The organism is Corynebacterium sp. HMSC063A05 (assembly GCF_001809695.1).
Lineage (GTDB): Bacteria > Actinomycetota > Actinomycetes > Mycobacteriales > Mycobacteriaceae > Corynebacterium > Corynebacterium amycolatum.
The window spans coordinates 219414-243415 of record NZ_KV798510.1 but is presented as its reverse complement, the minus strand read 5'-3'; the positions used below and the strand labels follow the sequence as shown (position 1 = coordinate 243415).

Sequence of the window (24002 nt, the reverse complement as noted above, 5' to 3'; positions counted from 1 at the left end):
ATGCGAAGCCATTTATAAGGAGTGGTCTAGACCGTGGCACCTAAGTCAGTTGTCGATACCGTCGCCAACCTGTGTAAGCGCAGGGGATTCGTTTACCCGTGTGGTGAAATTTACGGCGGTACCCGCTCGGCATGGGATTACGGTCCCCTGGGTGTGGAGCTGAAAGAAAACATCAAGCGCCAGTGGTGGAAGACCTTCGTCACAGGTCGTAAGGATGTCGTCGGCCTGGATTCCTCCATTATCCTGCCGCGCCAGGTCTGGGAAGCTTCCGGTCACGTCGCTACCTTCACTGACCCGCTGGTGGAGTCCCTGCACACCCACAAGCGCTACCGTGCTGACCACCTGCTGGAGGCCTACGAGGCCAAGCACGGTCACCCGCCGGCCAATGGTCTGGCAGACGTTCCGGACCCGGAGACCGGACAGCCGGGCAATTGGACCGAGCCGCAGATGTTCTCCGGTCTGATGAAGACCTTCCTCGGCCCGGTCGACAATGAGCAGGGCCTGCACTACATGCGCCCGGAGACTGCTCAGGGTATCTTCGTCAACTTCAAGAACGTTATGACCACGGCTCGGATGAAGCCACCGTTCGGTATCGGCCAGACCGGTAAGGCATTCCGCAACGAGATCACCCCGGGTAACTTCATCTTCCGTACCCGCGAGTTCGAGCAGATGGAAATCGAGTACTTCGTCGCACCGGACCAGGCTGAAGAGAAGTTCGACGAGTGGGTCGACGCCTGCTGGAACTGGTTTATTGACCTGGGCGTTAACCCGGAGAACATGCGTCAGTTCGACGTTCCGAAGGACGAGCGCGCGCACTACTCTGCACGCACGATTGACTTCGAATACCGCTTCCACTTCCAGGGCAACGAGTGGGGCGAGCTGATGGGTGTCGCCAACCGTACGGACTACGACCTCGGCTGCCACATCGAGCACTCCAAGGAAGATCTGCGCTACCACGACCAGGTCACCGGCGAAAAGTACGTCCCGTACGTCATCGAGCCGTCCTTCGGCCTGACCCGCGCCCTGATGGCCTTCCTGTGCGATGCCTACACCGAGGAAGAGGTGCCGAACGCAAAGGGCGGCACCGACACCCGTACCGTGCTGAAGCTCGACCCGCGTCTGTCGCCGGTTAAGGTTGCTGTTCTGCCGCTGTCGAAGAAGGACACCCTGACTCCGACTGCTGAGGCTGTCGCGGACAAGCTGCGCCAGCACTGGGCCGTCGATTACGACACCTCCGGTGCTATCGGCCGTCGTTACCGTCGCCAGGATGAGATTGGTACTCCGTTCTGTGTCACCGTTGACTTCGATACTCTCGAAGACAACGCTGTGACCGTCCGTGACCGCGACACCATGGAGCAGGAGCGCGTCAAGATTGACGAGCTGGAGAGCTACCTCGCAGCGCGCCTGGTGGGCTGCTAATGGCCGAAGAAGTTTTTTGGGAATCCTATAGTCTCGGCGACGGCTCCCGGGAAAAATCCGAGCAGACCTGGCCGATTCTGAAGGAAAGCACCGAAATAGGCACGTACAGCCGTGATGAGCAGGGCGATCGCCTCAACACCCCGGAAGGGGAGTGGGTTATTGACGCCTCTGCTGATCACCGTGTTTCCGCCACGCTTCCCGACGGTCGCGTGTTCTCGACCGTTGCTGCTGACCGTGACAAGATTTCGCGAGCCAAGCAGCTTTCAGTGACCTTTGGGCCGGATCGCCCCGAAGGCAAGCTGGTGTGTGAGGGATCGACGAACTACGTCATCGAGAATGCAAAGACCGGCGAGAAGTGGGGCCAGTTCACCGGTGCGTCCCGTGGCGTGCGCCACGCAGAGGTGCAGTTCGACACCGACGAAGGCCGTGCGCTGCCGGAAGAGGAGAAAATCTTCCTGGTCTACAGTGCTCGTCGAGTGCTGGAGTCCCGCATGGTTTCCTCTACCTGGATTCTCACTGTCTGCTTGCTCTTACTGATTGCCTATATGATTTGGGTGTGGATCGTGTAGCAACTATTGCAGACGGCGTCGTTTACGACGAGAACAAAAAGGCCCTGTCCGACGGTTGGAGCTGTCAGGACGGGGTCTTTAGTGCTTTTTGGATCACCTCGCCACAAGGGCGTGGTTGGCAGGTGAAAGCCCGCTTTTTTAGCACGAACGCGCTAGTAATGACGAATCCGGACGAGGGGGAGTCTTTCGTCCTCAACAGAGAAGGACGGGGAATTCGTACGGTCTTCGACATCGAGCGCCCAGGCTATGAGCTCGCCCGAATCGTCAGAGAGGACAGCCTAGGCCGAGCGGTATTTGGCGTCTATGCCCAGGAGGGAGACTTCCGGGGGAGTTTCGAAGACTGGCTGATTGCCGCCGCACTGGCGACGTGGTCTGTGGATGGACCACGCCAGATGCGAATTTAGGCGGGAATCTAGAAGCCCATTGTGCTGCCGGAGCCGCCTGGTCGGCTCGAACCTCCGCCGAAACCGCCGAAGCCGCCGATGCTGCCACCAAAGCCGCTGTTGTTGCTGAGCATGCTGCCCAGCACCATGCCAGCGACCATCGAACCGTTGCTGCCGCCACCGCGGCGCTGATCCTGGTAGCGGCGGATGTCACGGCGAGCCAAGTCAGCGGCCTCAGCCGCGAGCTTGCGCGCACGACGCGCGTAGGCCAACGCCTTTCGCGGATCGTCGTTGGCCAAGCCCTGAGCAGAACCGTAAGCACGCTGTGCCTCTGCGAGGCGAGTGCGAGCCTCAGCGCCAACCACACGGCGGCGGGTAGCAATCAAGTCAGCTGCGGCGCGAATGTGGTTGTCGGCATCTTGCATGCTGTGCTGCAAAGTGGCGGTAGCTCGGGCGAACGACGCGGCCTTGTCTCGAGCGGAGTCCAGGGCTTCGTCGAGCAGCTCATCGGCATCGGTCAGTGCGGTCCAGGAACTCAGCGGATCCACTTCGGACTTATTGGCTGCCACGCCGAGTGCTTCACGGCCTGCTTCGATGGCCGCATTGAGACGCTCGCGGTTGATGTTGGCGCCTTGCGGTGCCGACATCAGGTGCGAGGCCTCATCGATTTCACCGCGGACCTCGGCGATAAGGGAAGCCAGTCCAGCGACTGCAGCGTGAATATCGCTATCGGCGTGTTCAATGGCCTCTAGAAGACTCTCTGCCTGTGTGAGCGCAAAGTCGGTGGCCGACAGCGCATCGATCAGACCACCTTGCTCACCGGCGGGCAGGTCAGCGATGCGGTGGGCCTCAGACATTGACTGGTCAGCCTGATTCAGGTGCTCCGTGGCCATGTCGATATTGTCGGTCACAGAGCTGAGCATCTGCTCTTCGTAACGTGCGCGCAGACCGTCGAGAATTTCTCCGGCACGCGGCATACGTGAGCGCAGCTCGACACTTCGCTGAGTGAGCTTCGAAATGGTCGCTTCAGCATTCATCAACTCCTGGCGGAGTTTCTGGAAGTTTGCGGCCTCGCCGTCGAGCTGGTCATCCGCAACACCACAGGTGGAGATAATCTCCAGCAGGACACTGCGGCGCTCGATTTCGTCGGCTACGGAGCCGTCGTCAAGCTGTTGGCGAAGTACAAACGCGCGCTCGAGCGTGGACTGAGAGTGCTTCAGTGCGTTGTCGAAGCTGCGGATGCGTTCGGTGCCGAACTCAGCACGAGCGAGGTCGAGTTCGGTGCTGGCTTTGCGGATGGACTCATCGGTACTGACAATCTCATCGCGCGCAAGAACATCGAGCGAGCTGGTGCTCAGCGAGTCCAGCGAAGAAACATCCCTGGGGTCGATGTTGCGGCCACGAGCAATCTCTTCCTCGTCGCGCTTCTTCTTATTGCGTCGGCCCACGGCCCAGGTGGTGCCACCGACAACGGCGGCACCACCGAGGCCGGCGCCGAGTGCCCACCCACCGGCGGAGCCGCTGCCACCGCCTGCCTCGGCGATGGCAGCTTCGCCCGCAGCCGCCCAGTTGTCGTCCTCTAACAACTGCCCTTGAGCTGCGCTGTTGACGGCTTCTGCATTGCTGGGGAAGGAGTCGCCGACGAACGCGCCTAGGTTGCGGTCTTCCACGGCGACGACCAGGACACCGCGGTTGTCAGCAGCGCCGAGGTGCTCCCAGGCCTGCTGCGCCCATTGCTCGCCCTGAATGCCGTCGAAGCTCTTGATGTAAAACACCGAGAACAGGAGCCGCTTGTCGGTCTTGAGCTGCTGAATCTGCTCCTTTAAGCGAGCTTTTTCGCCGCCGCTCAGCACACCGGCGAGATCGTCCACGTCACCTGACACATCCGCCGGTGCCTCGGCGTGCGCCAGGGATGCTGACGGTGCGAGTGCCAGCAGCGATGCAGGTGCATGAACCGGCGACTGTGTCGGCAGTGCAGTTGTGATGAGCGGCATGCTCAGGCCGAGGAAAACACCCGATGCGGCAAGGTAAAGGGGGCGAAACACGCGATTCCTGTCAGACATATCTACAAGGATACGTAACAATAATTACGTGGCCGGTAAATTTTCGTATTCATCTTTTGAACTCGCTCGTATCGTCGAGGAGTCTCCGAAGCAGTCATTGCTGCCCGGAGTGCAGACCTTGGAAACCCACCGGGCGGCGTTTGCACGAGATCGCGCCCGCGTCCTGCACTCCGCAGCGCTGCGCAGGCTGGCTGATAAAACTCAGGTTGTGGGGCCAGGGGAGGGCGATACTCCGCGCACACGCCTGACTCACTCGCTGGAGGTCGCACAGATTTCCCGCGGAATCGCCAGCGAACTCGGTGCAGATGAGGATCTCGCAGAGTTGGCCGGCCTGACGCATGACATCGGGCATCCGCCGTATGGCCACAACGGTGAGCGCGCCCTCAACGAGATTGCTGCTGGTTGCGGCGGGTTCGAGGGCAACGCGCAGACGCTGCGTATTCTTACTCGCCTCGAGCCGAAGGTACTCGATGGCACAGGTGAGCCCTGTGGACTCAACCTCACGCGGGCGGCGCTCGATGCGGCCTGTAAGTACCCGTGGACACCAATCGGTCCCGATGGTCAGCTCCGCCACAAGTACGGGGCCTACCAGGAAGATGCCGCTATTCTGCAGTGGATTCGACAGGGCGTTCCGCACGGCAAGCAGTGTCTTGAGGCACAGATTATGGACTGGTCTGACGATGTCGCCTATTCCGTCCACGATGTCGAGGATGGCATCGTATCTGGCCGCGTTAACCTGGGCGTTTTGTGGGACACGGTGGAATTGGCCGCGCTCGCTGACAAGGGCGCTGCCGCATTTGGTGGCGATCCGGCGGAGCTTGTCGAAGCTGCCGGGCGTCTTGCCAGTTTGCCGGTGGTATCAGCTGCGGCGTCCTATGATGGTTCGCTGCGCTCGCTGGTCGCGCTGAAACGGATGACCTCGGAGCTGGTTGGCCGTTTTGTCACGGCTTCCGTCGCGGGTACGCGTGCTGCCTCCGGGTCGACGCTTCCGCTCGGGCGTTACGACGCGGACCTCGCCGTGCCCAGCTCGATTCTGGCGGAGGTCACCATGCTGAAGACCATCGCCGTGTTGTATGTGATGGATCTTCCGCGTCATATTCGCCGTCAGGAGCGTGAGCGCGATCGTCTTTTCCGGGTGGCCGAGTATCTGCAGGAGGGCGCTCCGGGAACGCTTGATCCGATGTTCCAGTGGCTCTATTCCCGGGCGGAGAGTGACCAAGCGCGGCTGCGGGTTATCGTTGATCAGCTAGCGTCGATGACGGAGTCGCGTGTAGAGCGGCTTGATCGCCAGATTGCCGGTGTGGCCGCGGCGTGGGGATAGTTGTCTAGTCCTCCGCGTCTGGAATTTCGCAGAAGCTCTCGTAGTGGTCGTCGGTGTAGTACCAGACATCCGGGTCATTTTCGGAACCGCCGCCGACAACAATGCGACGTGCACCGCGGCTGGAATTGCCCGGGGTGGTCACGGTGTATTCGCGGTAGTAGTCACCGCGCTGCCTCGGCAGGCGTCCCTCGTAGTTGCCGAAGTGCTTGCCGTCGTGCTGCGAATAGATGTGGTCCTGGTCGGTCAGGATGCGGTCGATAACATCGTCGGCCTCCTGCGGCAGGGTATCTACTGCGCAGGTGGCGCCCTTGGCGCCAGTCTTGTTGCTGCCCGAATTAGTGCCAGGCTTCGGACTCGATTTCGAGCTGGGCGCAGCGGAAGTCTGCGATTCGGAATTCTGCGACCCCTGTGAGTTCTCGGATGCCGTAGAGTTCTGATCTCCGCCATCGAGCCCCAGATAGCTACCAGCCAACACCAGGGCGGCAGCGCCTACGCCGCTCGCAATCTTCTTCCACTCAGCCATGGCTAGTATCTTTCCATATCTGTTGCCACCGGCACGTTTTTGGGTTGGGGCGCGAGGGCTCGTCGTTAAGCGAAACCTTTACGGCGGAGTCGATTGGACGGGTTGGGTAAGGTTATTTTCATGGCTAGGGGAAGAATTCCGGACTCCGATATCGCGGCGATCCGCGAGCGGACTCCGATTGAGGAGATCGTTGCGGAATACGTGAACCTCAAACCGGCTGGCGCGGATTCTCTGAAAGGGCTTTCGCCTTTTAAAGACGAGCGCACGCCGTCGTTCCACGTACGCCCCAATCATGGTTATTACCACTGCTTTTCCACTGGCAAAGGCGGTGATGTATTTAGCTTTCTCATGGAGATGGAGCACCTGTCTTTCCCGGAGGCTGTCGAAGCCTGCGCAGAGAAGATTGGCTTCCACATTAACTATGAGGGCGGCGGCACGGGCCGTCGCGAGGAACCGGGAACCCGACAGCGTCTCATCGCCGCAAACCGCGAGGCACAGAAGTTCTACCGCGAGCAGTTCTCCACGCCAGCGGCAGCGCCTGCGCGAGAGTTTCTGGAAAACCGCGGCTTCACCGCTGAGCACGCGGCCCAGTTCGGCTGTGGCTACTCGCCGGCCGGCTGGGACACTCTAACCAAGCACCTGCAGCGTCTGGGCTTCAGCTTCGAAGAGCTGGATAAGGCTGGTCTTTCCAAGATGGGGCGGATGGGGCCGATCGATCGTTTCCACCGTCGTCTCATGTGGCCGATTCGCAATATGTCCGGCGATGTCATCGGCTTTGGTGCCCGCAAGCTTTTCGACGATGACAACCTGGGCAAGTACATGAACACGCCCGAGACCATGCTGTACAAGAAGTCCAAGGTGCTCTTCGGCCTGGATCTGGCCAAGAAGGACATTGCTGCTGGTCATCAGGCTGTGATTGTGGAGGGGTACACCGACGTCATGGCCATGCACGCCTCGGGTGTGACCACGGCCGTCGCGTCCTGTGGTACCGCTTTTGGCGAGGAGCACCTCCAGCTGCTGCGCCGTCTCATGCTCGACGATAACTTCTTCCGCGGCGAACTCATCTACACCTTCGACGGCGACGAGGCAGGGCAGAAGGCCGCCATGCGCGCCTTCGAGGGCGAGCAGAATTTCACTGGCCAGTCCTATGTCGCAGTCGCGCCGGACGGCATGGATCCGTGCGACTTGCGCCAGAAGAAGGGCGAGGCCGCAGTGCGCGACCTCGTCGCTTCACGACGACCATTGATCGAATTCGTCCTCCGCACACTTCTGGCCGACTACGACCTGACCGCCGCTAATGGCAGGGTCTCCGGGCTGCGCCGCGTGGTGCCTGTCCTGGCCCAGCTCAAGGACGCGGCGCTGCGCGATGAGTATGCCCGCGAAGTTGCCGGCTGGATCGGCTGGAATGATGAGGCCGAGCTGGTACAGCGCGTCCGCGAGGAGGCCAGTCGGCCACAGAATGAAAAGCGCACCCCCTACCAGCGTCGCCAAGAAGAGGCCCGTGCCCGTGAAGAGGCGGAGGAAGCGCGGCGCCGGCGCAACCCGGCACTGCCGTATCCAAATCCGCGGGACCCTGTGCTCTATGCGCAGCGTGAGGCCCTCAAGCTGGCAATTCAGGAGCCCGCCACCACCGGTCCGGTATTCGATGCGCTCGCACCCGAGACCTTTGGGCATCCGACCTACCGGGCGGTATTCGACGCCATCATGGCTGCAGGTGGTGCCTGTGGGGAAGCGGCCACGCAGCCACATAGTTGGGCGACCGCAATTATGGATCAGGCGCGGGAGGACGTCGTCAAGCATCTCGTGACTGAGCTGGGCGTGGAGCAAATCGCCGTCGATGCGGAGACGCTGCGCCCGTATGCGCAGGCGATTCTGGCGCGACTGCAGGAAGTGTGGGTCGGTGACCAGATTGCACAGCTGAAAGCGATGCTCTCGCGGATGCGCCCCTCAGACGACGAAACCGCCTACAACTCGCTGTTCGCGGACCTGCTCGCGATGGAGCAGTACCGCCGCGAACTGCAAGCAGAGGCGGTCAAGGTTGTATTTGAGTAGCTAGTGGTTAGTAGTTTCTAGGCGCCAGCCACCCGTCAACAGCTAGCGACTAGTAGCCGCGGCGAATCCACTCTTCCAAGTGTGGAGCCTCGCGACCAATCGTCGTGTGATCGCCATGACCCGTGCGGACAGTCGTTTCCGCAGGCAGAGTCAGCAGGTTGTCGCGGATGGAGTTAATAATCGTGTCGAAATCCGAGTAGGATCGACCGGTCGCTCCAGGACCGCCGGAAAACAGCGTGTCACCCGAGAACAGCTCCGCGGCCTCCGGCACGTACAGACAGCACGAGCCAGGGGAGTGGCCCGGAGTGTTAATAATGACAACCTCCGTGCCCGCAATCTCCAGGCGCTGACCGTGTGCGAGGTCCTCGTGCGCCAGGTCCGGCCAGGACTGCTCCCACAACATCTGGTCGCCCGGGTGGACCAGCAGGGGAGCGTCGAGCTTTTCCTGCAGCTCAGGGGCCACAGTGATGTGGTCGTTGTGTGCGTGGGTGCACACGATGGCCTTGACCTTGCGCCCATCCACCGCATCGATGATCGGCTGCGCCTCATGCGCCGCATCGATGACAATGACCTCACGGTCATCGCCGAGCACCCATACGTTGTTGTCTACGTCCCACGTGCCACCATCGAGCGAGAACGTGCCCGAGGTGAGAACGTGGTCGACCCTCAAATCCTTGTTCACAGCGTCACCACCGATCGCAGTACCTTACCGGCCTTCATAGTGTCGAAGGCCTCATCAACATCCTCAATGCCAATGCGCTCCGTTACGAAGCCCTCCAACGGCAGGCGGTTTTGCAACGACAGATCTACCAGCATCGGGAAGTCCCGCTCCGGCAGGCAGTCGCCGTACCAGGACGACTTCAGCGCACCACCGCGGCTAAACACATCCGCCAGCGGGATGTCCAGCTCCATCGTCGGCGCCGGAACACCGACCAGCACAACACGTCCAGCCAGGTCACGGGCGTAGAACGCCTGCTTGTAGGTTTCCGGACGGCCGACCGCATCAATCACGACGTCAGCACCGAAACCGTCGGTCAGCTCACGCACTCGCTTAACGACGGGATCCTCTTCCCCGGTGCCCTTATCGCTCTTAGCCAGCTCCGCAGAGTTAATGGTCTCGGTCGCGCCGAATTCGCGGGCGGTGTCGAGCTTCTCGTCCGAGATATCGATGGCAATAATCGTGCTAGCGCCAGCCAGCTTGGCGCCGGCGATAGCGGCGGTACCAACGCCACCGCAGCCGATGATGGCTACTGATTCACCGCGCTTGACCTCGCCGGTGTTGATGGCCGCACCGATGCCGGCCATGACGCCGCAGCCAAGCAGACCCGCAACGGCCGGATCGGCTGCCGAATCGACCTTGGTGCACTGGCCCTCGTGGACGAGGGTGGCATCCGCAAAGGCGCCGATTCCAAGTGCTGGGGTGAGGACCGTGCCGTCGTCAAGCGTCATGGGCTTGGAGGCGTTGAAAGTGCTAAAGCAGTACTGTGACTCACCACGCTTACAGGCGCGGCACTCGCCACAGACGGCGCGCCAATTGAGGACAACGAAATCGCCGACGGCAACATGCGTGACCTCTTCGCCAACCTCGGAGACTACGCCTGCGGCCTCGTGGCCGAGGAAGAACGGGTACTCGTCGGCGATATCGCCGTCGCGGTAAGCCAGATCGGTATGGCACACGCCGCAGGCCTGGATGTCAACAATGACATCGTTCGGGCCCGGGGATGGGATGTGGATATCTGTAAGTTCTACCGGTGCACCCTTCTCGCGTGCGATAACACCGCGAACAACGCGTGCGGTTTGCTCGGTGTTTTCGGTTCCGTTGGTTTGTTCAGACATAAGCCCCATCGTATGAACGCGGTATGAAAAGTGCATGATGGAAAGCGTTTTCAGTACTGCTGGGGGCTTCGTTGGGCTGTGTGAGATTGCGTGGATTGTGTGGATTGCACGGATTGTGTGGTTTCAAGAACTCACAACAATGTCATGGCCGATGGGAATAAGATGCCTAAATGAACCTCTGACCTGGCGATTTGTGAGTTTCAAGGGGTCTGGGTAAAGTATCTATCCGTCGCAAGGAACGGTGTGGCCGAAGTATGGTTTAGCTAGTTCTTGGCGGTGAGTATTCCTCCATAGCTCAATGGCAGAGCATTCGACTGTTAATCGAAGGGTTGCTGGTTCGAGTCCAGCTGGAGGAGCCAATAGGCCAGGTCAGAGAGTTTTTCTCTGGCCTGGTTTTTTATTCGCAGTGTTAATCCACTAAAACAATCATTAAATATTCGGGCCAAAGGACAAAATTCGTGTCTTTCCCCGACGCGCCCCGGCTGGTTATTGAGGGGTTGGGCCGTGGGAGTGAGCGGTCTATTTTCTATTCCGCCACTTATGGCCAAGTTTCGGGGTCTTGTCGATGGTTTTTCGGCACTTATGCGCACGGTATTGGCCGGGTCTCTCACATGTCGATGAGGTATTCACTTATGGCCACGCTCCAGCGCATCGATAGGTGAATACCTTGGCCACAAGTCGCTGGAGTCTTGGGCCAGAGCGCTGGAGCCGAAAGCTTGCCACTTACTCGCCATTTATGCGGGGGTTCTAGAATCCCAATAGCGCAATGACAAGTGAAGAGGAGCCATCACGGCATCGCGGCAGCACGCCACGTATGGCTCGAAGATGACGTATGGCTCGACAGTAACGTTTGGCTCTGTGTACGCGACCATATGTACACATTTGCGCCACAGGTCACTTTTGGGCCATAGGCGGACAGTTAAGCCATAAGTGGACAGGCGCATAGGAGGCGATGGAGCACTATTTTTTTTGGGGGGGGGCACAAAGCTGCCCGAGCTAGCCAGTACCTGAGTACTTAGAGACGTGGGCGCTATGAGTTCCCCAGCCGAAGCCGCAGGTGGCGCGGTTGGGCTGGGGCGCGGGGACCGTCGTAAAGCTAAAGGTTAGACCTGATCCAGGAGGTCCCAGAGTGTCGAACTGTGGATAATCTGCAGGTCGTGGGCTTCGGGCGCGACGTTGACGTGGCCGGGCATGAGCGTCACGGACGAATGCGTGTGACCGTGAACGATGCCGGTCCAACGATTAGCGTGCGGAGCCCAGCGGACGGCATTCTTGGACGCGGTCCGATCCATCAGCGTGGGGTAGTGGTTGAAGAGATAGGCCTTCTTGCCCTGTTTAATCTGGAGATTCAGGCTGATGAGGTCAAAGACATTCTGGAAGGCGCCCATCCATTCCATCTGCACCGCAGGCTGGAACTTGGGGTGAATCTGATCGTGGTTACCAGGAGTCAGAATCATGGTGAGGTTGCGCGCTGACTTGACCTCGGCCAGCTTCTCCAGCGCGTAGGTATCTTCGTGGACCGAAATATGGGTTAAGTAGCAAAAAGTGTGTCTGGTCGGCGTTTCGCCGGTGGGCACCTTTTTCCGTTTAGTCCCAATGCGAGTTACTGGCCACGTTTATGACCGGTGGCGTTGGGCCGATCCGAGTTACTGACTGTGGTTATGTCAAAAATGGCCCGGAAAATTGCCTGAAAGTGTCATAAGCTCGCACAGTTTCACATTTGCAGCCCGCAAGTTTCCGGGTTGTCGGTTTTTCTACTTAGCCCACTCTATGCTCGGAGGGTTTTGCGCCTGTGAGCGTAACTCGATTCTCCGTTGGAGGGGGAGAGAGACTCAGTCACGCTGCAGGTCTCCTCACGTAACCTGGGACGCATGAGGCTCGACAATATAACCCGCCCCTTGCTGGCGTCCTTTTTCGCCGCGGTCGCGTGGAGTGTTTTGAGTGGGCTAATCTTGCCGGAGCCCAATCTCGCCTACGACGAAGGAATTGCGTCGTGGATCGTGTCCATGCTGGTCTCAGTAGTGCTGGTCGGAGCAATAGCTGTTTTTGCCGGTGATGGTTCGTCGGCCCGGGGGATGACCAGCGCGCGGAGCATTGTCCCAGCAGCTACCGGCGCAGGAATTGCCGCGCTTGGCGATCTGGTATTCCTATTTCTCACCACGTCGCCCGATGGTCAGGACGGCCTGGTCGTCGCCTATGTCGTGTTCTTCTACATCCCGCTACTTTTTCTCGGCGGATGGGCCGCCAGCGCCGCGATTAATCGGATGCGTAGGTGGTACCGGCAAGTGAAGAAAGAAAGAGAGGCCTAGCTGGCGGCCGTGAGCTAGGCCTCTAAATTTGGAGTCGCCAGCGCCTGGTGCGTCAGGTTAAGGCCGACTATCGAAACCGGCTAGGCGCGGAGGGCGTTTTTTGGGGGCGGGCAAGGCAATTGTCGACACCTTTATCGGACGTGAATCGGAATCGAAAGATTGCCCAGCCCAGAGGGAGCGGATTTTTAGAACAGGCCAGTCGGGTTCTCGTCGTAAGAGACGAGCATGCACTTGGTCTCCTGGTAGTGCTCGAGCATCATCAAGTGATTCTCGCGGCCGATACCGGACTGCTTGTAACCGCCGAAGGCTGCGTGAGCAGGGTAGCTGTGGTAATTATTCACCCATACGCGACCGGCCTGGATACCGCGGGCAGCGCGGTAGGCGTTGTTCTGGTTGCGGCTCCACACGCCAGCGCCAAGGCCATAGATGGTGTCGTTGGCAATTTCGAGAGCCTCTTCCAGGGTCTTGAAGGTTGTTACGGCCAGGACCGGGCCGAAGATCTCCTCGCGGAAGAAGCGCATCGAGTTGTCGCCCTTAAAGATTGTCGGCTCGACGTAGAATCCTCCCTCCAGTCCTTCGGGCTTGGCGACGTTGCCACCGGTGAGGACCTCGGCGCCCTCCTTCGGTCCGGATTCCAAGTAGCCGGAGATCTTGTCCAGCTGCTCCTGGGAGGCCTGGGCGCCCATCTGCACCGACGTATCTAGCGGGTTGCCGGTCTTAATCTGCTTGACGCGCTCGACCGCGAGCTTCAGGAACTCATCAGCGATGTCTTCGTGAACCAGGGCTCGCGACGGGCAGGTGCAGACCTCGCCCTGGTTCAACGCGAACATGGCCAGGCCCTCGACGCACTTTTCGCGGAACGCGTCGTCGGCGTCCATGACATCGGGGAAGAATATGGACGGGGACTTGCCGCCGAGCTCCAGCGTGATCGGAATAATCTTGTCGGACACTGCCTTGTTAATCAGCTGGCCCACGGCAGTCGATCCGGTGAACGCAATCTTGGAAATCCGGTCGCTTGCAGTCAGCGCAGCACCAGCCTCGGTGCCGAGGCCATTGACAATGTTGAGGACGCCGTCAGGAATCAGATCGGCGATGATCTCAGTGAGCATGAGAATCGACGCGGGGGTCTGCTCTGCGGGCTTGAGTACGATGCAGTTGCCGGCGGCCAGGGCCGGGGCGATTTTCCACGCGGCCATCAGGAGGGGGAAGTTCCACGGGATGATCTGGCCGACGACGCCGAGTGGCTCGTGGAAGTGGTAGGCGACCGTGTTGTCGTCGATTTGCGAGATGCGCCCTTCCTGCGTGCGGGTGGCGCCGGCGAAGTAGCGGAAGTGGTCGATGGCGAGGGGGATGTCAGCGGCGAGAGTCTCGCGGATGGCCTTACCGTTCTCCCAGGTCTCGGCGACTGCAATCTTCTCAAGGTTTTCCTCCAGGCGGTCTGCGATGCGGTGGAGGATCAGCGCCCGCTCGGCCGCAGGGACCGCGGCCCAGGAGTCCTTCGCTTTGTGTGCGGCGTCGAGGGCGAGCTCAATGTCTTTCTCGTTAGACCGCGGTACCCGGCAGAAAACCTCGCCCGTAATCGGGGTGGAGTTGTCCATGTACTGCCCGTCTACTGGGGGTGTCCACTTACCGCCGATGAAATTCTCGTACTGCTCCTTGTACGTGAAGATTGCATCGGGGGTGCCGGGGTTGGCATAAACAGTCATGTAGACACGTCCTTTCGGTGGGAAAACAACAAACGTACGAGCCAACTTTAAAGTGTGACTTGTGCTACTAGCAACACTTATTTTTTCATCGCCTTTGCGAGCGATGCGATTGCTGCCGACCCTAAATCTGCCCCGACGTCGCCGTGAGAAATTCCAAGATTGCTCGCACACGGCGGTTTTCCTCGCCGGGCTCCAGATGCAGCTTCATAAAGATGTTGGACACGTGTTTCGCCACTGCCGCCCCGGAAAGCACGAGGTCATCGGCAATCTGCGTATTGGACTTGCCTCGTGCCATCAGCTCGAGCACTTCGCGTTCGCGCGCCGTTAAACTGGCTAGCCCCGATTTGCCGGACTGCATCAATGCCGTCGCCACATCAGGGTCAATCACCACGCCACCACCTGCGACGACCTCGAGCGAACCCAAGAAGTCCAGCACCTGGCCAACGCGGTCTTTGAGCAGATACCCGGTCCCGCCACTCGAGCTGCTGCCACTCGAGCCGACCCCAGTACCAACCCCAGCACTACCTCCAGCACCGCCCGGCGAGAACAACTCACGCGCATACGCCGGCGCCACATACTGCGACAACACCATCACATTCAGCTGCGGATAACGCTCGCGCAACTCGACCGCCGCCCGCAGGCCGTCGTCACTCATCTTCGGTGGCATGCGCACATCGGTAATCACCAGATCTGGCAACTCGCCCGTGTCATCAAAACGGTCATCGATGTCCGCCACCAGGCCGTGGGCAGTATCGACCATCGCAATGACTTCATGTCCACGCTTTTCGACGAGCCCCGCGACCCCCTCCCGCAGGAGTGCCGAGTCATCCGCAATGACAATTTTCATTTTTTCTCCGCACCTTTCTTCTCCACGCTTTCCATATCCACGCCTTCCATTTCTCCAATGCCCGATTCCCAGCGATTTAGCATCAAGGGAATTCTGGCTATTACCTGCGTTGGCCCGCCTTCGGGAGAGTGCATGGTCATCGCACCGTCGAAAGTAGCTAGACGCTCTTTCATGCCCCGCAATCCGCGCCCCAACTTCGCACCACCGGGGCCTTGGTCGGTAATTGAAATATTCAGTGTTTGATCTGAGGTGAGCAACACAGAAACAGGGGCATTCGGTGCATATTTCGCCGCATTAGTCAGTACTTCTGCACAGAAAAAATATGCCGCGGCGAGCACGCTTTCCTCCAATTCCGGCAGGGGATAGGGAGTGTGCACAACAACGTGAGGGCCATACCCTTCAGCAATTTCCTCAACAGCCGCTTGCAGACCGCGATCGCGCAACACCTGCGGGTGAATTCCGTGGACCGTTCGTCGCAAAGCACGTAATCCATCCTCCAAATGGCCGTGCGTTTCCGCCAAGAGCTGCATTAGTTCCTCATTGCCAGTATTGGATGCCTCTAATTCCGCAAGTCCTAATTTCATTGAAGCCGCAACAATGTATTGCTGAGCTCCGTCGTGGAGGTCATTTTCAATGCGGCGACGTTCAATCTCAAAGGCTTCGGCAATTGTTCGTCGTGAAGCGGTAAGTTCGGCGATGCGGGCGGCGGCGGATTCCTCGTAGCTGCGTTTATGCGCTTTTTCGCGGCGGTTCGCGCCGATATATTTGCGGAAATAATCCTTCAGCTCCATAGTTTCCTATGGTACGAAAGCTCTGTGTGCGGAGGAATTAATTTCCGGCATGGTAGACCTAGCACTACCGCAAAAGGAAAGTGGGCACGGTGTTGAAATCGCCTCCGTGCGAGTGAAATGAGTGTCATGACAGAGAACAACAGCCCAAGAAACGCACGACTTTGTATTCGTGACATCACTAAGTCCTACAATTCCGCTCCCGTTCTCACCGGCATTTCGCTGACCATTGAGCCCGGCGAAACCGTTGCAGTCATGGGACCGTCCGGTTCTGGTAAGTCCACGTTGCTGCACTGCATGTCCGGCGTGTTGCTGCCGGACGACGGCGACGTCATCTTCGGTGACACCAAGATCAATTCGCTTTCCGACGCCGACCGCTCCGCCCTCCGCCTGCACGACTTCGGCTTCGTCTTCCAAGACGGCCAGCTCCTGCCCGAGCTGACTGCCAGGGAAAACGTCGCTTTGCCAATGATTCTGCAGGGCAGGAAGCGCTCAACGTCACTCGCGCTTGCCGACGATGTACTCAGCCGCCTGGGCCTAAAAGACCTCACGCGCCGTCGCCCAGGACAAATGTCCGGCGGTCAAGCGCAACGTGTGGCCATTGCCCGCGCGATGGCCGGTGAGCCAGGTGTCATCTTTGCTGATGAGCCGACTGGCGCGTTGGACCAGTCCACAGGTCATGAGGTCATGCAGCAACTGATTGCGTTGGTGGAGCAGACCGGCACGACCTTGGTGATGGTTACTCACGATGTGAGGGTGGCCGACTGGTGTCGTCGACGTGTGGAGATCCGCGATGGCCTGATTCACGACGACCGCCTGCTGGCAGGAGCGGAGGTTACAAAGTGAGCACCGTAACTGAAGCACCAAAACCTCAAAGAATCCCTACCGGCGCACTAGCGGACCTGAGCACGCGGCTGCAGCGCGCCGGGCGTGAATCCCATTCGGGAAACGGCTGGTTATCCGCATTGTCCGTGGTGGCCATGACCGTGAGTACCTGGTTGGCGTTGGTCGTCGTCGGTGGCACGGCCATGTTTTACCGCCGTTGGCAGGCTGAGCCAAAGCTGCCGCCGAACCCAACGCCTGAGGATTACATGAATCAAGGTCAGGGTGAGATGTACCTGCAGCTGGCACTCGTGGCCTGTGTTTTTGTGATTCCGGCAATGGTTTCGCTGGTGGCACAGTCGGCGGTGCTTGGCGCTGCAGGGCGGGAGCAGCGACTGGCAACTCTGCGCTTGATTGGTCTGTCTAACAGGGCAGTTACACGCATGGTTATTATCGAAACCCTCGTGTTGGCGGCTGTTGGGCTTGTGGTGGGCACGCTCTTGTCGGTTGCCACCGCGCCATTCTGGGCGATGATCAAGTTCGATAATGACTACCTGGATACCTGGGACATGCTGCTGTCTTGGTGGGGCTACCCACTCGTCTGGGGTGCCGTGGTGCTTCTCGCGCTCTTTGCGGCTGTGGTTGGTTTGCGTAGGGTGATGATTTCACCGCTTGGCGTTAGCCGTAAAGAAGTGCCCAAGTCGATGAAGGCATGGCGCATGATTGTGGCCGCTGTTATCGGTGCGGGTGTGCTGTACGTGGTTGGCAACTCCAATATCGCGGGTGGAACCCTCTCGACCATAATTGGTGTCGCAGCGATGATGTACCTGATGGTCTGGGCAATTGGCCTAGTGGCGCCTTTCTTTATCCAGCTTGTTGCCCGCATCTCCAGCTTCTTCGGTACTTCAAGTGATTTTGTGGCGACGCGACGAGTAGCCACTAACGCTAAGGAATCGTGGCGTCGAGTAAGTTCCATGGCCTTCCTGTCTCTGCTGCTTGGCTACACAATGATGGTGCCTGGCGAAGACAAGATTGAAGAAGTCGCAGACGCCACATTCGCGCACGATATTGCAACAGGTGTGACTATTACCTTCGTAATCGGCTTCATTCTGCTGCTGGTATCGACCGTGCTGACTCAGGCCTCAGCTGTCTATGAAGAGGCATCGCTGACAAAGGCGCTGGACTTCATCGGTACTCCAATCACCTTCCACCGCACGGTCACTTTTAAGCAGACATTCTTCCCCATGCTTGTGACCAGCATCTTCGGCTTTGTCATGGGTGCGCTGTTGGGGGCGTTCATGTTCGGTCCGGTCGCGAACGAAATCACTTTTGGGCAACGCTCACTTGTTGTTGCGCTGGCGTACGTCTTGGGAGTTTTGGCAGTTGGCGCTGCGACCTTGGCTGTCGATCCACTTCGCCGCAAGCTGCTGGGACGTCAGATTCGCCACAACGACTAGTCGCCATTGCAACGACTAGTTGCCATTAAAAGGGCAGTGGAGTGGCCGTGCAGTGGTGCTCGGCCAGTTCCTTAGGGTTCAACTTGAGGATTAGAGCTCGTAACCAACTGTGGTTCATCTGATAACCAAGCATTCATCTCACAACCACGTAATTTCTACCTCTGACTTTTAGCCTGAGGGCATGCGTACCTACGTGCTTGATACCTCGGTCCTGCTGTCCGATCCCCACGCCACCAAGAAGTTCGACGAGCACCAAGTTGTGCTTCCGCTGGTCGTGGTGAGTGAGTTGGAGGCCAAGCGCCACCACCCAGAGCTGGGGTGGTTCGCCCGAGAAGCGCTCCGTTTCCTCGAAGAGCTGCGCTACCGCTACGGCCACCTGGACCGGCCTGTGCCCGCCAATGACCTTGGCGGGTTTATGCATATTGAGCTCAACCACTCCGATCCTTCCATCCTCCCCGCAGGCTTCCGCACCGCCGAAAATGATCACCGCATTCTCGCTTGCGCCCTTAACCTTCAGCACGATGGCCATGATGTCGTGCTGGTCACCAAGGACATTCCGCTTCGCGTTAAGGCTGGGGCGGTGGGATTGCCTGCCGACGATTACCGCGCCCAGGACGTCGTACTGACTGGGTACTCGGGAATGGTGGAAGTGGACGTCGACCCGGAGGAAATTGATCGTCTCTTCGCCAATGGCTTTTTGGAGCTCGAGCAGGTTCAGGAGCAGCCGCTGCACTGCGGCGTGCAGCTCAGCGCCGGTAGCCAGTCTGCGCTGGCAAGGGTGAGCGCCCCGGGCGTCGTCAAGCTTGTGCGGGGCGATACGGAGGCGTTTGGGCTGAAGGGGCGGTCGGCGGAGCAGCGTGTGGCGCTCGACCTGCTGTTGGATGACTCGGTGGGGATTGTTTCCCTCGGCGGCCGAGCCGGCACGGGTAAGTCGGCGCTTGCGCTGTGCGCGGGTCTGGAGTCGGTGCTGGAGCGCGGTCTGCATCGCCGAATCGTGGTGTTTCGTCCGCTCTACGCGGTCGGTGGCCAGAACCTTGGTTACCTGCCCGGTAGTGAGGACGAAAAGATGAACCCGTGGGCGCAGGCTGTTTACGACACGCTGGAGGGGCTGGTCTCGGAGAACGTCATGGATGAGATTGCCTCGCGCGACATGCTAGAGGTACTGCCGTTGACTCACATTCGCGGTCGTAGCCTGCATGACAGCTTCGTGATTGTCGATGAGGCACAGTCGCTGGAGCGCAACGTACTGCTGACGGTGCTGTCGCGTCTTGGTAGCAATTCCCGGGTCATCCTTACGCACGATGTGGCGCAGCGTGACAACCTGCGCGTCGGCCGCCATGACGGTGTACAGGCGGTGATTGAAAAACTCAAGGGTAATGAGCTTTTTGCACACATCACGCTGAAGCGCTCGGAGCGCTCGAAGATTGCGGAGCTCGTGACGGGGCTGCTCGATTAAGAGTAAGCTTATGAGGCAGATACGTAGGAGCTGTTCCTGCGGTTACTTTCACTCGGATCGTTCGGCACGTACCTGCCGATGAAAGGTTTGCATTCACATGGCTACTGTGACTTTTTCTGATGCCACTCGCATTTACCCTGGTGCGACGAAGCCTTCTGTGGACAAGTTCAACTTGGAAATTGCCGATGGTGAGTTCCTGGTTCTGGTGGGCCCCTCCGGTTGTGGTAAGTCCACAACACTGCGCATGCTTGCCGGTCTGGAAGAAGTCAATGAGGGCAAGATTTTCATTGGAGATCGTGATGTGACCAATGTCTCGCCCAAGGATCGCGATATTGCGATGGTCTTCCAGAACTACGCACTGTACCCGCATATGACGGTGCGCGAGAACATGGGCTTCGCGCTCAAGATTGCTGGTGTGGACAAGGACGAGATTGACCGTCGTGTCGAAGAGGCTGCAAAGACTCTGGATCTAACTCAGTTCCTGGACCGCAAGCCTAAGGCTCTGTCCGGTGGTCAGCGTCAGCGTGTGGCAATGGGGCGTGCGATTGTGCGCAAGCCGCAGGTGTTCCTGATGGACGAGCCGTTGTCGAACCTGGACGCGAAGCTGCGTGTTCAAACCCGCACACAGATTGCGGCCATGCAGCGTCGGATGGGCGTGACCACGATGTATGTCACCCACGATCAGACTGAGGCGCTGACCATGGGCGACCGCATCGCCGTTATTAACTTCGGTGTTCTGCAGCAGGTCGGTACTCCGCGTGAACTCTACGAAACCCCGGCAAACGAATTCGTCGCAGGCTTCATTGGCTCACCTGCGATGAACCTGGGCACGTTCAACGTCTCGAACGGTTACGCCACGTTGGGTGAGGCCAAGATTAAGCTGCCGGAAGCGACACTTGCTGCAATCGTGCCGGAGGATCAGAACCAGATTATTGTGGGCTTCCGTCCGGAGGCATTTGACCTGGTCGAGGGGCCGGGCGATGACGTCATTCCGGTGCAGGTCAATTTGGTCGAGGAATTGGGCTCCGATGCATTCATGTATGGCGACCTCGTCGGTGGTGGAGCACTGAGTTCCGGATCCTCCTCTAATCCGGACGAAGAGGAGCACGGTCAGGTGGTTATTCGTACCGCCCCGCGCACCGCGCCGAAGTTGGGCTCGGTAGTTTACGGCAAGATTCGCCCGGGCATGCTGCACCTGTTCTCTAAGTCGACTGGTATGCGCCTTCCAGCTTAAACTCCTACGTTTAGATGAAATGAGTAGCTGGTAGGGCAGCAGGACAGTTTTAGGAGCCACCGTGTCGGAAACTATGAAAATAGCCGCGACAACGGTGGCTTCGAAGCTTTTGCGCCTTCCTTGGCATATACCTCTGGAACAGTGGCCAGATGATTTGTTAGCCGCCCTACCTCAGGGAATTTCCCGGCACATTGTCCGATTCGTCAACTTAGACGACCGCGTCATTGCAGTGAAAGAAATTGGTGAGTTCACTGCTCATCATGAATACCGAATGTTGCGTGACCTGATCAGGCTAGGTGCTCCATCGGTTCGCCCGCTCGCGGTAATTACCGGCCGTAAGGATGCAGATGGCGAACCGTTAACTGCCGCACTCGTCACAGAACATCTCGAGTATTCGCTGCCGTATCGTGCAGTTTTTTCTCAACAGGTCACCCGCGAAACTGTGGTTCGCCTGATTGACTCTTTAGCAGTTCTGCTAGTTCGTCTGCATCTGCTTGGTTTTTACTGGGGTGACGTGTCGCTGTCGAACACTCTGTTTCGTCGTGACGCAGATGCCTTTTCCGCCTACCTTGTCGACGCGGAGACGGGAGATTTGCAAGGTACGCTCTCAGATTCCCGCAGGCTCTACGATGTCGACGTTGCCCATACCAATATCATCGGGGAGCTCATGGATCTGCAGGCCGGCGGATTCCTGGATCCTGAAATGGATGTAATTGCGGTGGGTAGACGCATTATTGAGCGTTATGAAGATTTGTGGCAAGAGCTGACGGGGGAAGAATCCATCGGTGTTGAGGAGCCTTGGCTTGTCGATGAGCGGATGCGCAGGCTCAATGACCTCGGTTTCGATGTCGGTGAGCTGAAAGTCACGAGTGATGGTGGCCGCGTTGTGTTCCGACCACGGGTGGTTGACGCAGGCCATCATCATCGGCAGCTGATGCGGCTGACAGGATTGGACGTGCAAGAGGGGCAAGCGAGGAGGATGCTCAATAGTATGCAGACCTTTCGGTTGTCGGAAGGTCTGGAAGGGATCCCGCTAGAGCAAGTTGCGCACCGATGGCTGCGTGAAGTTTTCGAGGCCACAATCCTGGCTGTGCCCGAGGGGCTGCGTGGAAGGCTGCAGGATGCGCAGATTTTCCACGAGGTCTTGGAACATCGCTGGTACATAGCGGAAAAACGCCGTGCGGATGTGCCGCTTCAAGAAGCGGTGCAGAGCTACGTGGCCCGAGTGTTGCCCGGGCATCGCGACGAGTCCGTATATCTTCCGGCGAGCGATGAGGTCGAGTAGCTCTCTAAAAGCAGACTGTTGAGCGTACGATTATTTCAAAAGTGACAACCAAACGACCTACCAGAATGTATATAAAAATATACATACAGGCCAAACAGGGGTACTTTTGGCGGTCGGGTGGTTGTCGGGTCTGTGTGTGATTGTCGCGGCCAGGTGCTTGCTTTGGTGTCGGTAGATGGCTCTGTTCAGTGAAAACAGCTCGAGAACAGCTCTAATTCTAGGTGTGTTTTCGAGAGCTTTTACTATTTTTCTCCTTTGCATTTGTTCACAGCTGACTGAAGGCCAACCTAAATTGGTTTTGGTCAAGTAAGATTTTGGTGAGACCGAATGCCCGCGTGGGTGGCATCGAAGTTCGCATGAAAGGCTACTTCTAGCCGCAGGGCGGGATAATCCAATTAGGCCACGGCTGTTGGCAAATATCCGTCCGAATTACTCGGAGGGTGCCATTGAAGTGGCCTTTCTTCTCAAGGGAGAAAATATAGTGAAGAACTTCAAGCGCCTTTCAGCTCTGTGTGCAGCAGGCCTGATGGCAACCGCTGGTTTGGTTGCGTGCTCGAGTGATGATGCGGTTGCAGATGGTGGTGTCTACTTCCTTAACTTCAAGCCGGAGCAGGATGCCGCATATCAGAAGATTGCGAAGGCATACACTGACAAGACTGGTGTTCAGGTCAAGGTCGTTACCGCTGCTTCGAATTCCTATGAGCAGACTCTGAAGGCCGAGATTGGTAAAAAGGACGCGCCAACACTGTTCCAAGTCAATGGTCCGGCGGGCCTGCGTACTTGGCAGGAATACATGGCAGACATGTCTGACACTGAAATTGCACAAAACCTCAACGAGGGCATTGAGCCGCTGAAGGGGGAGGACGGCAAGGTATACGGCGTCCCGTTTGCAGTCGAGGGATTTGGCCTGATCTATAACGAAGAGATCATGGACAAGTACTTCGCGATGCCTGATGCCAAGGCCAAGAGCATCGACGAAATCAAGGCCTTCGGAAAGCTGAAGGAAGTCGCTGAGGACATGCAGGCCAAGAAGGACAAGCTGGGAATCTCCGGCACCTTCGCTTCCACCTCGCTCGCCTCCGGTGAGGATTGGCGCTGGCAGACGCACTTGGCCAACGGGCCGGTTCATTATGAATTCGAGGACCTTGGCACCAAGGAAACCGCTGATGTGAAGTTCAAGTACAACAAGGAGTTCAAGAACCTCTTTGATTTGTACCTGAATAACTCCACTGTCGAAAAGACTCTGGCCCCGTCGAAGGCTGTGTCCGACTCGATGGCTGAGTTCGCTCAGGGCAAGGCCGCTATGGTTCAGAATGGCAACTGGGCATGGTCCCAGATCAACGATGTCTCTGGCAACGTGGTCAAGCAGGACAAGATTAAGTTCATGCCTATGTACATGGGTCTGAAGGACGAGGATAAGACCGGCATCTCGGTTGGTACTGAAAACTACCTGACGGTCAACTCTAAGGCTTCGGAGGCTTCCCAAAAGGCAACGAAGGACTTCGTCAACTGGCTGTTCAACACCGATGAGGGCAAGAAGTACGTCGTCGAGGATCTTGGATTCATCGCTCCGTTCCAGAACTTCACTGAAGCCGACACTCCGAATGACCCGCTGGCCAAGGAAGTTGCCGCAGCAATTGAGAACGAGGACCTGACCACCATCCCGTGGGACTTCCAGTACTTCCCGTCTCAGCAGTTCAAGGATGATTTTGGCGCAGCGCTGGCGCAGTACGCTTCCGGAAAGATGCCGTGGGACAAGGTTGTCGAGACTTTCGCCGACAGCTGGAATGCGGAATCTCCAAACAATTAAATACCAGCAAATCAAAGGTGAGCCATTCCATCGGTGAGCGTGAAGCGAAAGTTTCTCGTGCATGAACAACCGACGGAATGAGCTAAACCAATGGCAAGGCGGAGCTCGGGGCTCGGTGACCT

The 24002-nt window shown here is 58.4% G+C and carries 20 protein-coding genes and 1 tRNA gene; 13 read left to right on the top strand and 8 right to left on the bottom strand.

Going from position 1 to position 24002, the window contains the following annotated elements; genetic code table 11:
• The first annotated feature begins 33 nt into the window (after positions 1 to 33).
• The 3 genes from HMPREF2651_RS09840 (at position 34) to HMPREF2651_RS10945 (ending at position 2392) form a co-directional block, all read left to right on the top strand.
• Positions 34 to 1419 carry a glycine--tRNA ligase gene (locus tag HMPREF2651_RS09840; RefSeq protein WP_048732689.1) on the top strand — a complete coding sequence of 462 codons (1386 nt, stop codon included), beginning with the start codon at positions 34 to 36 and terminating at the stop codon, positions 1417 to 1419.
• Positions 1419 to 1988 (top strand): hypothetical protein, encoded by a 570-nt coding sequence (locus tag HMPREF2651_RS09835; RefSeq protein ID WP_049181324.1) that lies wholly within the window; start codon positions 1419 to 1421, stop codon positions 1986 to 1988. Before HMPREF2651_RS09840 ends, HMPREF2651_RS09835 begins: the two co-directional genes overlap by 1 nt.
• Positions 1989 to 2146: 158 nt before the next feature.
• A complete protein-coding gene (locus HMPREF2651_RS10945; RefSeq protein ID WP_141746498.1) occupies positions 2147 to 2392 on the top strand; it encodes a hypothetical protein in 246 nt (81 codons plus the stop codon).
• An 8-nt stretch (positions 2393 to 2400) separates the two neighbouring features.
• On the opposite strand, the gene HMPREF2651_RS09825 is transcribed toward HMPREF2651_RS10945, so the two are convergent.
• Complete coding sequence (locus tag HMPREF2651_RS09825; protein ID WP_239663063.1) at positions 2401 to 4434, bottom strand: TPM domain-containing protein; 2034 nt, start codon at positions 4432 to 4434, stop codon at positions 2401 to 2403.
• 28 nt (positions 4435 to 4462) lie between these two features.
• Between HMPREF2651_RS09825 and HMPREF2651_RS09820 the strand changes: the two genes are divergently transcribed.
• Positions 4463 to 5755: a deoxyguanosinetriphosphate triphosphohydrolase gene (locus tag HMPREF2651_RS09820; protein ID WP_049181328.1), complete on the top strand. Its 1293-nt coding sequence runs from the start codon at positions 4463 to 4465 to the stop codon at positions 5753 to 5755.
• A gap of 4 nt (positions 5756 to 5759) precedes the next feature.
• Here the strand turns inward: HMPREF2651_RS09820 and HMPREF2651_RS09815 are convergent, their stop codons facing one another.
• Positions 5760 to 6278 (bottom strand): guanyl-specific ribonuclease, encoded by a 519-nt coding sequence (locus HMPREF2651_RS09815; RefSeq protein ID WP_038626014.1) that lies wholly within the window; start codon positions 6276 to 6278, stop codon positions 5760 to 5762.
• 120 nt (positions 6279 to 6398) lie between these two features.
• On the opposite strand from HMPREF2651_RS09815, the gene dnaG reads away from it, so the two are divergent.
• Positions 6399 to 8330, top strand: coding sequence for a DNA primase (gene dnaG / locus HMPREF2651_RS09810; protein ID WP_083303373.1), 1932 nt, complete (start codon positions 6399 to 6401; stop codon positions 8328 to 8330).
• Positions 8331 to 8379: 49 nt separating this feature from the next.
• On the opposite strand, the gene HMPREF2651_RS09805 is transcribed toward dnaG, so the two are convergent.
• Both HMPREF2651_RS09805 and HMPREF2651_RS09800 read right to left on the bottom strand, forming a co-directional pair.
• Positions 8380 to 9012, bottom strand: coding sequence for an MBL fold metallo-hydrolase (locus HMPREF2651_RS09805; RefSeq protein WP_048732678.1), 633 nt, complete (start codon positions 9010 to 9012; stop codon positions 8380 to 8382).
• Positions 9009 to 10166: an S-(hydroxymethyl)mycothiol dehydrogenase gene (locus HMPREF2651_RS09800; protein WP_049181350.1), complete on the bottom strand. Its 1158-nt coding sequence runs from the start codon at positions 10164 to 10166 to the stop codon at positions 9009 to 9011. The genes HMPREF2651_RS09805 and HMPREF2651_RS09800 overlap by 4 nt, the downstream gene beginning before the upstream one ends.
• 284 nt (positions 10167 to 10450) lie before the next feature.
• On the opposite strand from HMPREF2651_RS09800, the gene HMPREF2651_RS09795 reads away from it, so the two are divergent.
• Positions 10451 to 10525, top strand: a tRNA-Asn gene (locus tag HMPREF2651_RS09795).
• A gap of 744 nt (positions 10526 to 11269) precedes the next feature.
• Here HMPREF2651_RS09795 and HMPREF2651_RS09790 read toward each other — a convergent pair.
• Positions 11270 to 11743, bottom strand: coding sequence for a hypothetical protein (locus HMPREF2651_RS09790; protein WP_049181661.1), 474 nt, complete (start codon positions 11741 to 11743; stop codon positions 11270 to 11272).
• Positions 11744 to 12037: 294 nt separating this feature from the next.
• On the opposite strand from HMPREF2651_RS09790, the gene HMPREF2651_RS09785 reads away from it, so the two are divergent.
• A complete protein-coding gene (locus HMPREF2651_RS09785) occupies positions 12038 to 12475 on the top strand; it encodes a hypothetical protein (protein WP_038626008.1) in 438 nt (145 codons plus the stop codon).
• Positions 12476 to 12660: 185 nt separating this feature from the next.
• Here HMPREF2651_RS09785 and HMPREF2651_RS09780 read toward each other — a convergent pair whose 3' ends face one another.
• From HMPREF2651_RS09780 to HMPREF2651_RS09770, 3 genes are all read right to left on the bottom strand, one after another.
• Complete coding sequence (locus HMPREF2651_RS09780) at positions 12661 to 14181, bottom strand: acetaldehyde dehydrogenase ExaC (protein ID WP_049181669.1); 1521 nt, start codon at positions 14179 to 14181, stop codon at positions 12661 to 12663.
• A 121-nt stretch (positions 14182 to 14302) separates the two neighbouring features.
• Positions 14303 to 15028 carry a LuxR C-terminal-related transcriptional regulator gene (locus tag HMPREF2651_RS09775; protein WP_049181670.1) on the bottom strand — a complete coding sequence of 242 codons (726 nt, stop codon included), beginning with the start codon at positions 15026 to 15028 and terminating at the stop codon, positions 14303 to 14305.
• On the bottom strand, positions 15025 to 15819 hold the full coding sequence (locus tag HMPREF2651_RS09770) for a sensor histidine kinase (protein WP_080972896.1): 795 nt from the start codon (positions 15817 to 15819) through the stop codon (positions 15025 to 15027). The genes HMPREF2651_RS09775 and HMPREF2651_RS09770 overlap by 4 nt, the downstream gene beginning before the upstream one ends.
• A gap of 126 nt (positions 15820 to 15945) precedes the next feature.
• Here HMPREF2651_RS09770 and HMPREF2651_RS09765 point away from each other — a divergent pair, with 126 nt between their 5' ends.
• The 6 genes from HMPREF2651_RS09765 (at position 15946) to HMPREF2651_RS09740 (ending at position 23880) form a co-directional block, all read left to right on the top strand.
• Positions 15946 to 16662, top strand: coding sequence for an ABC transporter ATP-binding protein (locus HMPREF2651_RS09765; RefSeq protein ID WP_038625999.1), 717 nt, complete (start codon positions 15946 to 15948; stop codon positions 16660 to 16662).
• Complete coding sequence (locus HMPREF2651_RS09760; protein ID WP_038625997.1) at positions 16659 to 18095, top strand: FtsX-like permease family protein; 1437 nt, start codon at positions 16659 to 16661, stop codon at positions 18093 to 18095. The genes HMPREF2651_RS09765 and HMPREF2651_RS09760 overlap by 4 nt, the downstream gene beginning before the upstream one ends.
• Before the next feature lie 181 nt (positions 18096 to 18276).
• Positions 18277 to 19551 carry a PhoH family protein gene (locus HMPREF2651_RS09755; protein ID WP_038625995.1) on the top strand — a complete coding sequence of 425 codons (1275 nt, stop codon included), beginning with the start codon at positions 18277 to 18279 and terminating at the stop codon, positions 19549 to 19551.
• 97 nt (positions 19552 to 19648) lie between these two features.
• Positions 19649 to 20785 (top strand): ABC transporter ATP-binding protein, encoded by a 1137-nt coding sequence (locus HMPREF2651_RS09750; RefSeq protein WP_038625994.1) that lies wholly within the window; start codon positions 19649 to 19651, stop codon positions 20783 to 20785.
• 61 nt (positions 20786 to 20846) lie between these two features.
• On the top strand, positions 20847 to 22070 hold the full coding sequence (locus tag HMPREF2651_RS09745; RefSeq protein WP_038625992.1) for a DUF4032 domain-containing protein: 1224 nt from the start codon (positions 20847 to 20849) through the stop codon (positions 22068 to 22070).
• A gap of 526 nt (positions 22071 to 22596) precedes the next feature.
• The gene (locus HMPREF2651_RS09740; protein ID WP_222867013.1) at positions 22597 to 23880 is read left to right on the top strand and encodes an ABC transporter substrate-binding protein; all 1284 of its coding nucleotides are present in this window, start codon (positions 22597 to 22599) and stop codon (positions 23878 to 23880) included.
• Positions 23881 to 24002: the final 122 nt, after the last annotated feature.

Bases quoted from the DNA above. Each gene is read 5' to 3' on its own strand.
- HMPREF2651_RS09785 (WP_038626008.1), top strand. From the start codon at position 12,038: ATGAGGCTCGACAATATAACCCGCCCCTTGCTGGCGTCCTTTTTCGCC.
- HMPREF2651_RS10945 (WP_141746498.1), top strand. From the start codon at position 2,147: ATGACGAATCCGGACGAGGGGGAGTCTTTCGTCCTCAACAGAGAAGGA.
- HMPREF2651_RS09740 (WP_222867013.1), top strand. From the start codon at position 22,597: ATGGCAACCGCTGGTTTGGTTGCGTGCTCGAGTGATGATGCGGTTGCA.
- HMPREF2651_RS09750 (WP_038625994.1), top strand. From the start codon at position 19,649: ATGGCTACTGTGACTTTTTCTGATGCCACTCGCATTTACCCTGGTGCG.
- HMPREF2651_RS09815 (WP_038626014.1), bottom strand. From the start codon at position 6,278: ATGGCTGAGTGGAAGAAGATTGCGAGCGGCGTAGGCGCTGCCGCCCTG.
- HMPREF2651_RS09800 (WP_049181350.1), bottom strand. From the start codon at position 10,166: ATGTCTGAACAAACCAACGGAACCGAAAACACCGAGCAAACCGCACGC.
- HMPREF2651_RS09755 (WP_038625995.1), top strand. From the start codon at position 18,277: ATGCGTACCTACGTGCTTGATACCTCGGTCCTGCTGTCCGATCCCCAC.
- dnaG (WP_083303373.1), top strand. From the start codon at position 6,399: ATGGCTAGGGGAAGAATTCCGGACTCCGATATCGCGGCGATCCGCGAG.
- HMPREF2651_RS09770 (WP_080972896.1), bottom strand. From the start codon at position 15,819: ATGGAGCTGAAGGATTATTTCCGCAAATATATCGGCGCGAACCGCCGC.
- HMPREF2651_RS09765 (WP_038625999.1), top strand. From the start codon at position 15,946: ATGACAGAGAACAACAGCCCAAGAAACGCACGACTTTGTATTCGTGAC.
- HMPREF2651_RS09835 (WP_049181324.1), top strand. From the start codon at position 1,419: ATGGCCGAAGAAGTTTTTTGGGAATCCTATAGTCTCGGCGACGGCTCC.
- HMPREF2651_RS09775 (WP_049181670.1), bottom strand. From the start codon at position 15,028: ATGAAAATTGTCATTGCGGATGACTCGGCACTCCTGCGGGAGGGGGTC.
- HMPREF2651_RS09780 (WP_049181669.1), bottom strand. From the start codon at position 14,181: ATGACTGTTTATGCCAACCCCGGCACCCCCGATGCAATCTTCACGTAC.
- HMPREF2651_RS09825 (WP_239663063.1), bottom strand. From the start codon at position 4,434: ATGTCTGACAGGAATCGCGTGTTTCGCCCCCTTTACCTTGCCGCATCG.